At 62.1% G+C, this 13378-nt stretch carries 14 protein-coding genes; 9 read left to right on the plus strand and 5 right to left on the minus strand.

All coding sequences use genetic code 11. The annotated features are described in order from the left end of the window. Positions 1 to 159 precede the first annotated feature (159 nt). Complete coding sequence (locus ACOSV0_RS18750; RefSeq protein WP_434107568.1) at positions 160 to 846, plus strand: orotate phosphoribosyltransferase; 687 nt, start codon at positions 160 to 162, stop codon at positions 844 to 846. Between the two features lie 103 nt (positions 847 to 949). Here the strand turns inward: ACOSV0_RS18750 and ACOSV0_RS18755 are convergent, their stop codons facing one another. Continuing rightward, a complete protein-coding gene (locus ACOSV0_RS18755; protein ID WP_434107569.1) occupies positions 950 to 1639 on the minus strand; it encodes a response regulator in 690 nt (229 codons plus the stop codon). A 264-nt stretch (positions 1640 to 1903) separates the two neighbouring features. Between ACOSV0_RS18755 and ACOSV0_RS18760 the strand changes: the two genes are divergently transcribed. From ACOSV0_RS18760 to ACOSV0_RS18785, 6 genes are all read left to right on the plus strand, one after another. Next, positions 1904 to 2506, plus strand: coding sequence for a YbhB/YbcL family Raf kinase inhibitor-like protein (locus ACOSV0_RS18760; RefSeq protein WP_434107570.1), 603 nt, complete (start codon positions 1904 to 1906; stop codon positions 2504 to 2506). Positions 2507 to 2810: 304 nt separating this feature from the next. After that, positions 2811 to 3383 carry a flavodoxin family protein gene (locus ACOSV0_RS18765; protein ID WP_434107572.1) on the plus strand — a complete coding sequence of 191 codons (573 nt, stop codon included), beginning with the start codon at positions 2811 to 2813 and terminating at the stop codon, positions 3381 to 3383. Positions 3384 to 3658: 275 nt separating this feature from the next. Continuing rightward, on the plus strand, positions 3659 to 4606 hold the full coding sequence (gene argC, locus ACOSV0_RS18770) for an N-acetyl-gamma-glutamyl-phosphate reductase (protein WP_434107573.1): 948 nt from the start codon (positions 3659 to 3661) through the stop codon (positions 4604 to 4606). A gap of 490 nt (positions 4607 to 5096) precedes the next feature. Continuing rightward, positions 5097 to 6524 (plus strand): DUF2957 domain-containing protein, encoded by a 1428-nt coding sequence (locus ACOSV0_RS18775; RefSeq protein ID WP_434107574.1) that lies wholly within the window; start codon positions 5097 to 5099, stop codon positions 6522 to 6524. Positions 6525 to 6631: 107 nt separating this feature from the next. Beyond that, on the plus strand, positions 6632 to 7879 hold the full coding sequence (locus ACOSV0_RS18780; RefSeq protein WP_434107576.1) for a DUF2957 domain-containing protein: 1248 nt from the start codon (positions 6632 to 6634) through the stop codon (positions 7877 to 7879). Positions 7880 to 8051: 172 nt separating this feature from the next. Then, entirely contained in the window at positions 8052 to 8876 is an 825-nt protein-coding gene (locus ACOSV0_RS18785) for an OmpW/AlkL family protein (RefSeq protein WP_434107577.1), read from the plus strand. A gap of 286 nt (positions 8877 to 9162) precedes the next feature. Here the strand turns inward: ACOSV0_RS18785 and ACOSV0_RS18790 are convergent, their stop codons facing one another. Both ACOSV0_RS18790 and ACOSV0_RS18795 read right to left on the minus strand, forming a co-directional pair. Next, the gene (locus tag ACOSV0_RS18790; RefSeq protein WP_434107578.1) at positions 9163 to 9798 is read right to left on the minus strand and encodes a LysE family translocator; all 636 of its coding nucleotides are present in this window, start codon (positions 9796 to 9798) and stop codon (positions 9163 to 9165) included. 66 nt (positions 9799 to 9864) lie between these two features. Then, entirely contained in the window at positions 9865 to 10734 is an 870-nt protein-coding gene (locus ACOSV0_RS18795) for an NAD(P)-dependent oxidoreductase (protein WP_434107579.1), read from the minus strand. A gap of 94 nt (positions 10735 to 10828) precedes the next feature. On the opposite strand from ACOSV0_RS18795, the gene ACOSV0_RS18800 reads away from it, so the two are divergent. Continuing rightward, positions 10829 to 11584 (plus strand): Mut7-C RNAse domain-containing protein, encoded by a 756-nt coding sequence (locus ACOSV0_RS18800; RefSeq protein ID WP_434107580.1) that lies wholly within the window; start codon positions 10829 to 10831, stop codon positions 11582 to 11584. Between the two features lie 137 nt (positions 11585 to 11721). Further along, positions 11722 to 12000, plus strand: a complete 279-nt coding sequence (locus ACOSV0_RS18805; protein ID WP_434107582.1) for a hypothetical protein — start codon at positions 11722 to 11724, stop codon at positions 11998 to 12000. Positions 12001 to 12173: 173 nt separating this feature from the next. Here the strand turns inward: ACOSV0_RS18805 and ACOSV0_RS18810 are convergent, their stop codons facing one another. Further along, complete coding sequence (locus tag ACOSV0_RS18810) at positions 12174 to 12386, minus strand: hypothetical protein (protein ID WP_120347941.1); 213 nt, start codon at positions 12384 to 12386, stop codon at positions 12174 to 12176. 226 nt (positions 12387 to 12612) lie between these two features. Continuing rightward, the gene (locus ACOSV0_RS18815; protein WP_434107583.1) at positions 12613 to 13365 is read right to left on the minus strand and encodes an IclR family transcriptional regulator domain-containing protein; all 753 of its coding nucleotides are present in this window, start codon (positions 13363 to 13365) and stop codon (positions 12613 to 12615) included. Positions 13366 to 13378: the final 13 nt, after the last annotated feature.

The raw sequence follows: 13378 nt of genomic DNA on the forward strand, positions 1-13378 counted from the left end.
ATGCCGGGCTACGCGCGCAGCAAGCACCGGCCTGCACTCCACTGACCGGCTACGTATTGGCCTATCAAGGCGCCGCCCATCATGGCGCGGCATACCTCGCCTGGCTGCGCCACCGGGCCCCGCGCCCGCTTCTCCTCGCTCACACCCAAGGATCCGCCCATGACAGGCTTCGATCGCCAGACGATCTCCGACACGACCGCCAAGATGCTGCTGGAAGTGCAAGCAGTGCACTTCAACGCGGAGAAACCGTACATTTTCACGTCCGGCTGGGCGAGCCCGGTGTATATCGACTGCCGCAAGCTGATCTCGTATCCGCGCGTACGCCGTGGCCTGATGGAAATGGCCGAAGCCACCATCCTGCGCGACGTCGGCTATGAGCAGATCGACGCGGTGGCCGGTGGCGAAACCGCCGGCATCCCGTTCGCGGCATGGCTCTCCGACCGTCTGATGGTGCCGATGCAATACGTGCGCAAGAAGCCGAAGGGTTTCGGCCGTAACGCGCAGATCGAAGGTCTGCTGACCGAAGGTCAACGCGTGCTGCTGGTCGAGGATCTGACCACGGACAGCCGCAGCAAGATCAACTTCATCAACGCGCTGCGCACCGCCGGCGCGACGGTGAACCACTGCTTCGTGCTGTTCCACTACAACATCTTCAAGGAAAGCGTGTCGGTGCTGAAAGACATCGACGTCGATCTGCACGCGCTTGCCACGTGGTGGGACGTGCTGCGCGTCGCCAAGGCAAACAACTACTTCGACGCCAACACGCTCGACGAAGTGGAAAAATTCCTGCACGCACCGGCCGAATGGTCGGCGGCACACGGCGGCGCCAACGCCACGCCGCAGTAAGCGCAACCGCTCAATGCGGTTCGAATAAAAAAGGCCGCCTGTCTCATCGACAGGCGGCCTTTTTGCATTGAGCTCGTCCGGCCGGACGAAAGTACAACCGCCGCTAGGATGTGCCGCCGGTATCGCCGACCGAATGCGACGACAGATTCAGCAAGCCGTTGCTCTGCGCGTACTGGAATAACTCGGAATCGCGATCGATGCCGAGCTTGCGCATCGCCGTATTCTTCTGCGTACTGATCGTCTTGATGCTGCGATTGAGCTGCTCCGAGATCTCCTTGATCGTCATACCCGACACGAACAGGCGCACAACCTCGAGTTCGCGCCGCGACAGCATCACCTCTTCGTTCTTACCGCCGGCATTCATGCGCAGCGTATCGAGCGAAGCCTTGACGGACGGGCTCATGTATTCCAGGTTGCGACTGACGTGCTGCACCGCGAGCCCGATGTGGCTCAGATCGTCCGATTTGTTGACGACCGAAGTAACCCCAAGCTCGCTCAGCCGTTTCAGCAACGCGGCGTTCTCCAACATCGTCAGCACGACGATGGGAAGGTTGGGGAAATTGCGGCGCAGGTAGCCGATCAGCGGCAAACCGTCGCCGTATTGGCCGCCCGGCATTGCCAGATCCGTCACGAGCACATCGCACGCAACGGTCTGCAGCACCTTGACCAGTTCGGTTGACTGTCGCGCACGCGCGACGACCTGCAGACCTGGAAACTTGAGCAAAGCTTGTTCGGCGCCGAACAGAATCACCGGATGGTCGTCGGCGACCACGACCCTGACTGGATCTTGCATTGCCCTCCCCTCGACAGATAACCCACTCTCCAAAACTTCTGACATGCCTTTCTATTCTTAATACTTGAACTGATCGGGTACGCGGTCTGTATTTGCGCGGACAATTCCTCCGACTATAGCCGATTTCACGTCCGCCCAACCTTCCGGCGGCCACAATGATCCGTCGCAAACCTAATGTTAGACTTGATTCGTCGTTGGGGCACAAAATAGGGACAATAATCTCGCGAGGACAACCGCCTCGCACCCTGACAGGAGAACCGGCACATGCGCTCGCGTTGCCTGGTTGTTTCGCTTGCTTCGCCGTTTCGCCGTATGCCGTCGGTCACCTGCGCGATACTCGGTCTCGCGCTATGGGCGACGCATGGCGCTCACGCATTCGCAGAGGGCCCGTTCACGCTGACCAGCGCCAGCTTCCGTGCGGGCGGTACCGTAGATGCGGCGCAGGTTTTCAATCAGGACGACTGCAAAGGCGGCAATCGCTCGCCACAGTTGACGTGGCACGATGCGCCGGCCGGCACGCGCAGCTTCGCGGTCACGATGTTCGATCCGGATGCGCCAGGCCGCGGCTGGTGGCACTGGGCCGTTGCGGCAATTCCGGCCACCGTCAACAGTCTGCCGGAAAACGCCAGCTCGTCTGGCGTCCTGAAGAAGCTCGGCGCAGTCGAGGCGCGCAACGACTTCGATATCGAAGGCTACGGCGGCCCCTGCCCGCCGGCCGGCAAACCTCATCGCTATGTCATCACCGTTTATGCGCTGAACACCGCGGACCTGCGCCTCGCACAGGGACGCCCGGCGCTCATGTTCGATCACGAAATCGGCACTGCCACGCTCGACAGCGCGCGGATGGTGGTCAACTACGGGCGGTAGCGTCATCTGTCAACGCTGACTCGAACCGCATCGGTTGCGAGTTGGAGTGGGACTCACGTGGCGCCCTACGCCGTGTGCCCTATGCCTTCTGCCCTATACCGTCCGTGTGCCATGTGCCCAATGCCGGTCCGACGCACCAATTGACGCAGGGCGTGCTTCACATTGCCGCCGCAGCGGAATTTCTGTCATCCACGCACGCTAATGTGCAACGGAGCGGTGTAAGCGATGCTTGTCGATGTCGCGTCGCTACACGCGCACATGTTTGCCTTGCCTACCCCTGCTTTTCATCTCACTGGAGAGTGCCATGTCGAAGATCGTCATCGTTTATCACAGCGGCTACGGCCACACGAAGAAAGTCGCCGAGGCCGTGCTGGCCGGCACGCTCGAAGCCGGCGCGGACGCCAGACTCATGCCGGTCGGCGAAATCGACGACGCGGGCTGGGCGGAACTGGCGGCCGCCGACGCCATCATCTTCGGCGCACCGACCTACATGGGCGGCCCGTCCGCCGACTTCAAGAAATTCGCCGACGCGAGTTCGAAACCGTGGTTCGGCCAAGCGTGGAAAGACAAGATCGCGGCCGGCTTCACCAACTCGGCAACAATGAACGGCGACAAATTCTCGACGATCCAGTACTTCGTCACGCTGGCGATGCAACACAGCATGATCTGGGCAGGCACCGGCATGATGCCGTCGAACACCAAGGCGGCGACCCGCAACGACCTGAACTACGTGGGCGGCTTTACCGGCCTGCTGGCGCAGTCCCCGGCGGATGCCTCGCCGGAAGAAGCGCCGCCCGCGGGCGATCTGGAAACGGCCCGGATGTTCGGCGCGCGCATCGCCGGCGTGACGGCGCAGTGGAACGCTGCGGCGCGATAACGCACTGTCCGCAGGCTCGCGTCAGAAAGCAGCACGCGCTCGAGAGGGGCGCCGCGTTTTTTGCAATGCGCGGCGCGACCTCTGACCCGCGCTTCCATCTGCCCGTAAGCCCCTTGCATCGGCTCCCATCTATCCTGTAACCAGTCACGCCGATGTCACTTTCGGCGCGCATCGTCGTTTTTTCACCCCGTTTCGCACGCCCGCCGCGATCAGGTCTTAAAATAGCGTTCCGGCGCGGTGTCGCGCCCCGTTTCCAGCAAGCCAGTGAGATCGAGATGAGCACGAAAGTTTTTGTCGACGGACAGGAAGGCACGACCGGCCTGAAGATTTTCGAATACCTGTCGCAACGCGCCGACGTGGAGATCCTGCGTATCGAAGAAGCCAAACGCAAGGACCTCGAAGAGCGCCGCCGTCTCATCAACGCATCGGACGTCACGTTCCTGTGCCTGCCGGACGTCGCCTCGCGCGAGTCGGCCTCGCTGGTCGAAAACGACCGTACCGTGCTGATCGATGCCAGTACCGCTTTCCGCACGTCGGCAGACTGGGCCTATGGCCTGCCCGAGCTGGCCCGTTCGCAACGCGAACGTCTGCGCACCGCAAAACGCATCGCCGTGCCGGGCTGCCATGCGTCGGCCTTCGTGCTGGCCATGCGTCCGCTCGTCGAAGCGGGCGTCGTGGCGCCGGAGTTCGCCGCGCACGCTTACTCGATCACCGGTTACAGCGGTGGCGGCAAGAAAATGATTACCGACTACGAAGCCGGCGGCAATGACAAGCTCAAGAGCCCGCGCCCGTACGCACTCGGCCTCACGCACAAGCATCTGCCGGAAATGGCGGCGCATACGGGGCTGAAATCGGCGCCGGTGTTCACGCCGATCGTCGGCGATTTCTACAAGGGTCTCGCGGTCACCACTTTCTTCTCGCCGAACCAGTTGGCCAAGAAGGCCACGCCGCAAGACGTGCAGGCGCTATTCGCCGAGTACTACGCAGGCGAGGCCTTCGTGCACGTTGCACCGTTCAATGCGGACGCGAACCTCGACGACGGCTTCTTCGACGTACAAGCGAACAACGATACCAACCGTGTCGACCTGTTCGTGTTCGGCAACGAAGAGCGCTTCGTGACCGTCGCGCGCCTCGATAACCTGGGCAAGGGCGCATCGGGCGCGGCGATCCAGTGCATGAACCTCGCAATCGGCACCGCGGAAGAAACTGGCTTGAAACGCTGAGCACGGATCGAATAGCCGAGGGCAATGCGCCTTCAATCCGCAAAAAAGCCGGTCTGCAAAGACCGGCTTTTTGTTTTAAAAGCCCGCCATCAGAATTTTCTCCTTCGCAGTTAATCAGTAGTAGCCCGCATTACTTTAAAAAGAAAAATCGGACTGCTCACCAACCGCCGGTAACTCATTCCTGAAATTGATCTGCCAAGCATAGTTTTCCGCATAGGGAAATTACGGACTTTTTCTCGAACGACCGTTCGAAGATGATAGAGCCATTTTGCTGCAACGCTTGCCTGACAAGGGTGTGCGGCGAAGCAACGGTGTCGTCGAGACACTCAAAAATCCTTTTTTGTTTAAAAGGGCTGCCAAGCCCTGCACCGTGCGCGTCCGGCAAAAATTTCTCCGTTTGAATCGGTCTTTTTAGACGGCTCATTCAATTGACAGGCATTAAGCGCGCAGCGAAATTAGTTCGCACAATTACATGAAGGGAGACAGCAGCATGGCGCACGCCATTATTCGAGGTCTGACGATGGCCATCGCCACGACCCCATTGCTCATCGCTTGCGGCGGCGGCAAGGCCGATAATCCTGGCGCCATCAATGCCCCGCAATGCTCAGGCTCGAGCTGCGGCGCGCAAGGTGCGCCGGCTTCGAACAGCGGTACTACCGCGCTCTGTCCGGCCACGGCCGACATCGTGAAGACCACGTTCCTGGGTGGCGCGGGTAGCGGCGAAGTGGTGCAGGTGAACATCGACGCGACGGCAATGACGTACACGCTGAAGTGGCTCGAGTCGCCGATTCCGTTGCGCACGGGTCAAGTCACACCGACGCGCGCGGGCACGCAAATCACGGGCGCCGTGATCCACCCGCCGACCGGCGCGCTGCCGACCGCCGAACAGACGCGCTGCGCATTCATTCTCGGCGCGGGCACCGGTACCGGCGTTGGCGACGGCCAGCCTTATACGACACCCGACTTCGTCAACAATCCGAATCCTCCAATGATCCTCGTCGGCCAAGGCGTGGCCGGCGGCGGCATTCCAGGTGCGACGGTCGAGTACGACGGGCTGACGATTGCCCCGCTGCCCGGCCTGGAGAACATCGGCGCCGTTCCGAACCGGCACTTCGATTTTTACCCGTTCCTTGGTTTTGCCAGCACGACGACGGATATCACCAAGTTGCCTGGCACTTACAACGGGCTGCTCTACCATCTCGTGCCGTCAGGCTCCTATGCGGCCACCGCGACGAATACGGTTGAAACCTTCGACGCCAGCGGCAATTGCACCGGCTCCAATACGGCCAACGCCGCGTTTCATCCAAGCGCGAGTGGCTGCCTGACGACCGGCACCGCCTGGACGCTCAACAGCAGTGGTTACTTCGATAGTCAAAACACGCCGCAGATCGGAACTCAGCTGACGTTGCCCACGGGAACCAGCGGTTCGGTAGCGCCGGCGCACATGATCCTCGGCCAGATCAACGGCGCAACCGTACCGCTCGTTGTCCGCACTGGCCTTGTGAATCTCGGTACGGCGCCGCTGCATCTCGATGCCAAGGTCGACGACGAATCCGGCATCGCGATGCTCGCCGCCGCCACGCCGCTCGCATCCGGCGGCTTCGACGGCGGTTATGTCGGCGCGGATTCGAACTTCAAATCCACTGCGACATTGATCCAGGGCGGAGTCGGCACCTTCATCAACCCGTCGACCTCGGCGGCGGAAGACGGCTTCGGTCTGGGCTACGGTCTGCAGAGCCCCGGGTTGGTCGGCGTCCAGCAGGCGAACGGGCAGACCGGTTTGGCGATTGCCTCCGGCGGACTGTATGCCATCGAGATTCAGGGCACCGTCAATGGTGGCCAGGCACCAACTTCGCAGCTCAGTAGCACCGCTTCCAGCGCCCCCTACTTCGGTATCGGCGCACAGATCAGCAAGTAACGAACGAAGAGAACGAAGGACCGGCAGTTCGCAGTACGAGAGATAAATAGCAAAAGGTGGCTGGACTGGGAGCCGGCCACACACAACGAGAAAATTCTGGAGGCGGTATGAAATGGAGAATCCTTTCGGTGCTCGCTCTTGCGGCACCGTTGCTGGGGGCGTGCGGTGGTGGCGGCGGCAATGGCGATGGACCGGTGACGGAAGTTCGCCTGTGTCCTGCGTCGCTTGACTACGGCACGGTGTTCACAGGCGGCGGCGGTGACGGCGAACTGGTCAAGTTGCAGATGGACACGACCAAGATGACCTGGCAAATCAGCTACATCGAATCGCCGATTCCCGCGACCACCGGCACCGTCGCGCCGACGCGCGCCGGTCAGACCGCAAGCGGCACGCTGACCCAGGAAACGCTGCTGCCGACCAACAAGCTCAATCAGTGTGCCTTCCGCCTGAACGGTGCGAGCCTCGACCCGAATCGTCCGGCGCGGATTTTTGTCGGTGAAGGCGTGGCGGGCGGCACGATCCCGGGGGCGGAAATCTCCTTTGCAGGGATTCTCGGCGTGGGCGCGGTGCCCGATACCACGTTCCCGTACTACCCGTTCATCGGCTTCTCGTCGATTGAAACGAATCTCGCGAACGTGGCCGGCACCTACAACCAGCTCGGCTATCACCAGGTTCCGTCGCAAAACTTCGCGCCGGTCGCCGTCGATTCGAAGATCACGATCAACGCGGACGGCACGTGGAGCGAGTGCGACAACTCCGGTGTCAACGCGGGCACGTGCCAACAACCGGGTACGAACTTCGTATCGTCGGCTGACGGCAGCGGCGCGTTCGAAACCGACAAGTTCCTGGGCCAGGCCAAACCGACGCTCGCCACCACGCCCAAGGCTCGCGGCTACATGATCGTCGGCAAGCTGCGCAACCAGTTGGTGCCGATCCTGGTGCGAACCGGCGCGGCGAACTCGTCGGTGACCACGCCGGTGAATGGCGAACTCGGACCGTACGCGGACGATGAATCGGGCATCTCGATTCTGTCGCCACAAACTTCGATCGCGGTGAACTCGCAAAACGGTGAGTACATCGGCGTGGATAGCCAGTTCGACTATCGCACCACCGCACTCGAAGGCACGCAGGCCACGCTGCTGGATCCGTTCAACGCCTCGCAGGCATCGCTCGCGACGGCGCTGAATCTGGACTTCACGCAAACCGTGCCGGGTGTCGTGAGGACAACGCAAGTGGGTGCATCGACGGGCACCACACCGACCGGAAAAATGATCTTCACGGGTGGCGTGTTCGGCTACCTCGATCTGACCAACGCGGCCTCGCCGTACTTCACGATCGGCGCCTTCGTCCAGTAATGGACGCAGCACGCGCCGCCGACACGCAACGAGGCGTTCGCGTCCCGGCTGCTGCGCGCAGTAACAGCGCGGCAGCCGGCGTCCACCGAGTATCCAGCGCACCGGCCGGGCAGCCAACCCGCCGTCGCGCGCTGCGCGCGATCCACGCAATGCGCGCCTCAGGAGGAACAACATGAAAAAAATCTATTTCGCGATACTGGCCGCCTGCCTGTCGGCCAGTGCGCATGCACAACACGCGGGCGACAACGTGGCCGTGCTCGGCTGGTTCCACATCATGCCCCAGAATTCGAGCACGCCGCTGACCACCAACGTCGCGCCAACACCGATCAATACACCGCTGCGTCTGCCGAGCTCGTTCACCTCATCCGGCACGGGGTTGTCGAGCAATAACGCCAATACCGTTGGTCTCACCATCAGCCATTACCTCACCGATCACATCGCGGTGACGACGGTCGCGGGCGTGCCACCGGTGTTCAAGATCTACGGACACGGCACGATCAAGCCGCCGGGACCGGCAGGGGCCCTCGGTCAACAGGATCTGGGTGATCCGCAAGCCAACCCGATCGTGAAGAGCGTGCGTCAGTGGAGTCCGGCGCTGCTGTTCCAGTACTACTTCAACGCACCGACCGCGAAGTTCAGGCCGTTCCTCGGCATAGGCGTGTCGTACAACTGGTTCTCCGACGTCCAGTTGAGCCAGAACTTCGTGCAGTCGACGCAGAACAATCTCGGCGCGGTGCTGGCAGCGGGCGCGGGCAAGCCCGGACAAACGCAGGTGTCGGCGAAGGCGTCGTCGTCCTGGCAGCCGGTGTTCAATGCGGGGCTCACGTACGCCTTCACCGACCACTGGGGTCTTGTCGCATCGGTCACATACATTCCGTTGAAGACCACCTCCTCGGTCATCATCAAGGCAGCGGACGGCACGGAACTCGGTGTGTCGAAGGCGGAACTGAAAGCCGATCCGATCATTTCGTTCCTGGCCGTCTCGTACAAGTTCTGAGTTCGGCGCAGACGCGACAAAGCCGGCGGCCCCGCACAAGGGGCCAGCCGGCTTTGTCTTTTCTGGAGAAAGCTGGAAATTCAGGGCAAAAAAAAGCCCGCCTAATTGGGCGGGCTGAATCCATATCAGAGGAGACATGGAGGAGACAAGACGAACTATAGCAAATGGTTTGGTGCGTCGCAACATTCAAATTAGGGTTGACCCTCTGCGTTGTATAAGTGCAACAATCCTAACCACGCTTTGTGAGCCGTACTGCACGCTGGTCACGCACAGCGCCGCCGTTCGCCTAATGGCGCACGAGCGCCATCATCGCGCCGAAGCCGACGAACACGCCGCCCGTCAGACGATTGAACATCCTGGCGACGCTGCGGCTCTTCAACCGCGCGCCAATCCGCGTGCCGAAGCCTGCATAAACCAGGTACCAGCTCACTTCGATAACCGCAAAAGTCGCGACGAGGACACCGAACTGCGGCAACTTGGGCTGCGCCGCGTCGATGAACTGCGGCAGCAGCGCGGCGGCGAACAGGATCGCTTTCGGGTTGCTGCCCGCCACCAGGAAGCCGTTGCGAAACAAGGCAAAGCGCGAGCGTGCAGGCTTGGCGGAGAGTTCGTCGACTGCGCCGGCAGCGCCTTCGTCAGCCGGCGCCCGCCACGCCTTGATGCCCAGATAGACGAGATAAGCGGCGCCGATCATCCGCAGCGCGTTGAACATCGCCGGCCACGCCTCGAGAAAGACGCCGAGGCCCGCCGCCGACACCGCCAGCATCAGCACCAGCGCCGACAGGCAGCCGGCCATGGTCGCGCTGGAACGGCGCAGCCCATGCTGCGCGCCGTGTGTCATCACCAGCAGCATGTTCGGACCGGGAATCGCGGAAACGACGAAAACAGTGGCGACGAACAGCCACCAGGTATGCAGACTCATTGAGATCGACGCCAAAGAAGATTGGGTGGCTATTATGCCCGCCCGCTCCTTAAAGCGCGCCCCTGCTCAGCGCCCTGCCCGCCGCGCCGCCACCTGTCCCAGCACCGCGAAGTCCTTTTCGCCATCGCCATGCGCTACAGCTTCGATCAAGCTGTCACGCACGACACTCGCAACCGGCAGCGGCGTGTTGACTGCTTCAGCGGCCGCCAGCGCAAGACGCAAGTCCTTCAGTCCGAGGCGGGCCTTGAACAGCGCCGGCTCGTAGTGCTGCTCCGCGATCAACTTGCCGTACCCGGAATAGACCGGTCCCGGGAACAGGCCGCTCGTGATGACGTCGAGGAAATCCTGCATCGCGAGACCGTGGCCGGTCACGAGCGTGGCGGCTTCGCCCAGCGTCTCGACCGCCGCGCCCAGCATGAAGTTGGCCGCAAGTTTCATCACGTTCGCCTGCTGCGGCAGCGAACCGATGCGCCAGGTTTTCTGGCCGATGGCGTCGAAAATCGGCTGCACGTGGTCGATCGACTCGGCCGGGCCGCCCGCCACGATCGTCAGCTTGCCTGCCGCCGCGACATCCGGCCGGCCCAACACCGGTGCGGCGACGTAATGAACGCCGCGCGAGGCGTGCGCCGTCGCCAGTTCCTCGGCCAGCGCCACCGAAATCGTCGCCATGTTCACGTGGATCAAGCCACGCGGGGCGTGTTCCAGCAGCGACGCGGTGATGACTTCGCGCAGCGCGGCATCGTCGGCGAGCATCGAGAACACGGCGTCGCCCGCAAACGCTTCAGCGGGCGTCGCGACGATCCGCGCGCCGGCGTCGGCGAGCGGTTGCGCGCGTTCCGGCGAGCGGTTCCACACGCGCACCTGATGCCCGGCTTTCAAAATGTTTGCAACCATCACGGCGCCCATCTCGCCGAGACCGATAAAACCGATGTCCATCTGTCGCTCCGTCTTCTAAAGAACTGGAAGTAAAGCACACCCATGCGACAAGTGCAGGACAGCGCGCAATTAAACCCGGTGCGATACTGCTGTCATGGTCACCGCGACATTCCGCTTCTATGAGGAGCTGAACGATTTTCTCGCCCGGCCCTTGCGTCGGCGCGCGTTCAGTTACGCCTGCGCGCACGGCGCCACCGCAAAACATATGATCGAAGTGCTCGGCGTGCCGCATACCGAGGTCGAGCTGATTCTGGTGAACGGCGAGTCGGTCGGTTTCAATCACCCGCTGACCGACGGCGATCGCATCGCCGTTTATCCGAAGTTTGAAGCGCTCGACATCCAGCCGCTATTGCGCGTGCGCGAACATCCGCTGCGCGTGGTGCGCTTCATTGCCGATGCCCATCTGGGCGGTCTCGCTCCGCTGCTGCGGCTGGCCGGCTTCGATACGCTCTACGACAACCACTATCCCGACGCCGATATCGAAGCCCTCGCCGCCGCACAACAGCGCATCGTCCTGACCCGCGACCGTGAGCTATTGAAACGCAGCGCCATCACGCATGGCTGCTACGTGCGCGCGTTGCGCCCGCGCGAACAATTGCGCGAAGTGTTTGAACGGCTCGACCTGGCCGGCAGCGCGCAACCATTCCGCTTGTGTCTGATGTGCAATGCGCCGCTGCGGCGTATCGCCAAAGATGAAGTTGGCGATCGGGCGCCCGATGGCGTGCTGGAACGGCATAATCAGTTCGTCACCTGCGACGTATGCCGGCGTGTGTTCTGGGAAGGCACGCACTGGCAACGAATGCGTGCGCTGATGGACAGCGTGGCCGGGGTGCCGGAGCGGCCCGTTTGAGCATCGCTCGACGGCCCAGACTCCGCGCCGCCTGAGCACCGCGCCAACCCCGCCCGGGTGCGGAATCGCCGCCGCTCACTCGACCCGCGGCGCGATGCGTACAATGCGGGATTACTTATCTGGCAGAGGCCTTCCGTATGGCGATGAAAAAAACCGACCTTGAAAAGAACAAGGCACTCAAGCTGAACAACGCAATGAAACTGTCGACCGCCGACCGCTTCGGCAAAGCGGCTGCCGCCGAGCCGAAGCTCGATCGCCGCGAACAGCGCAAGCTCGACCAGGCACAAGGCCTCGTCGCGTTCGCCTGCAAGCTGAATGGCGAGCTGGTCGCTGAACTGAAAGAGCGCGCCGCCACGCATCCGGAAGGCATGAGCGGACTGCTGAACGAAGTCATCAAGCGCGGTCTCGCAGGCTAAACCGGCGCGCGTTACGCAAACCCAACCCCAACCCGCCGCGCAATACAAAAAGGCCAGAGCAGAAGCTCTGGCCTTTTTGCTGGCGACGTTTAACCGGAACTGCGCCGCACTCGCCGACTAGCGGCCCGCGGAAGAGAACCGGCAGGGTTCGCCCGACCGAACCAAGCGTGAGCTTAGTTTGCCGTGCCCTTGTCGTTCGTGCCAGCTGCCGAAGCTGCTGCCGCAACCGGAGCGCGCTTGCCGTGCGTCTTCAGCTTCTTGATGTGATGCTTCTTCGGCGTGCTAGCTGCAGCGGCCGGCGCTGCTGCGTCCGATGCCTGTGCGAAAGCTTGAACGGAGACCAGCGCGATCGAAGCGGCTGCGAGCGAGACGATAAATTTTTTCATGTGTTGTTCCCCAAACCTGGACGACTGAGTCAATGTGAATGAAATAGCTGCACGGTGAAGCAGACAGGGCTTGAGGCGCCTTACCGCTCCCCGCGGGAGAGTATTACGCAGCGTAGGCGGTTTGTCATGCCCAAAAGTCGATATGTATTTTCCGGGAGACAGCTTGCTTTCGATATGCTTTCACTCGTTAAGCACACCATATCAGGGAAATTACCTAGCCCTGCTTTCAGACCAGGTTTCGCAGCAGACTGGCGGTTTCCTGGAGGGTCGGCAGCACCCGATGCAGCGCGGCATTCGCCGACTCCTGGCCAATCGGCATGCTCACGCTGATTGCGGCCACCACCGAGCCATGCCGGTCACGCAACGGCACCGCGACGCCGCGCATGCCCAACTCCAGTTGCTGATCCGTCACGACGTATCCATCGCGGCGAATTTCGCCCAGCACTTCGCGCAGGCGTTCGACGGTCGAATACGTATGCGGCGTGAATACCTTGATCGGATAGGACGCCAGCCATTGTTCGATGCTTTCCGGCGCCTGGAACGCAAGCAGGATCAAACCCGCGGACGACAACGGCGCGCTCGCCCGCGAACCGAGCACGAAACCGACCGCCATCGCCCGGTTGACGCCGTTGCGCGCGACGTAGACCACGTCGTGTTCGTCGAGAATCGCAACCAGCGCGGTTTCCTGCACGGTTGCGGTGATGCGTTGAAGAAACGGCTGCACGGTGCGCGGCAAGCGCGCCGAATCCAGATACGATTGACCGAGCCGCAATACGCGCGGCGCGAGCCAGAACAGCTTGCCGTCGGTGTCCACGTAGCCGAGTTCGCGCAGCGTCAATAAATAGCGGCGCGCCGCCGTGCGCGAGAGTCCGGCGCGAGCCGCCACCATGGTCGGCGTCATGCGCGCGTGCTCTTCGTCGAATGCTTCGATGATCGCCAGCGCCTTCGCGGCGCCTGCGATCCAGTCTTTCTCGTCCATTGCGTTTGCCTGA

It is taken from the genome of Paraburkholderia caffeinilytica, from assembly GCF_051027425.1.
GTDB classification, from domain to species: Bacteria; Pseudomonadota; Gammaproteobacteria; order Burkholderiales; family Burkholderiaceae; genus Paraburkholderia; species Paraburkholderia caffeinilytica_A.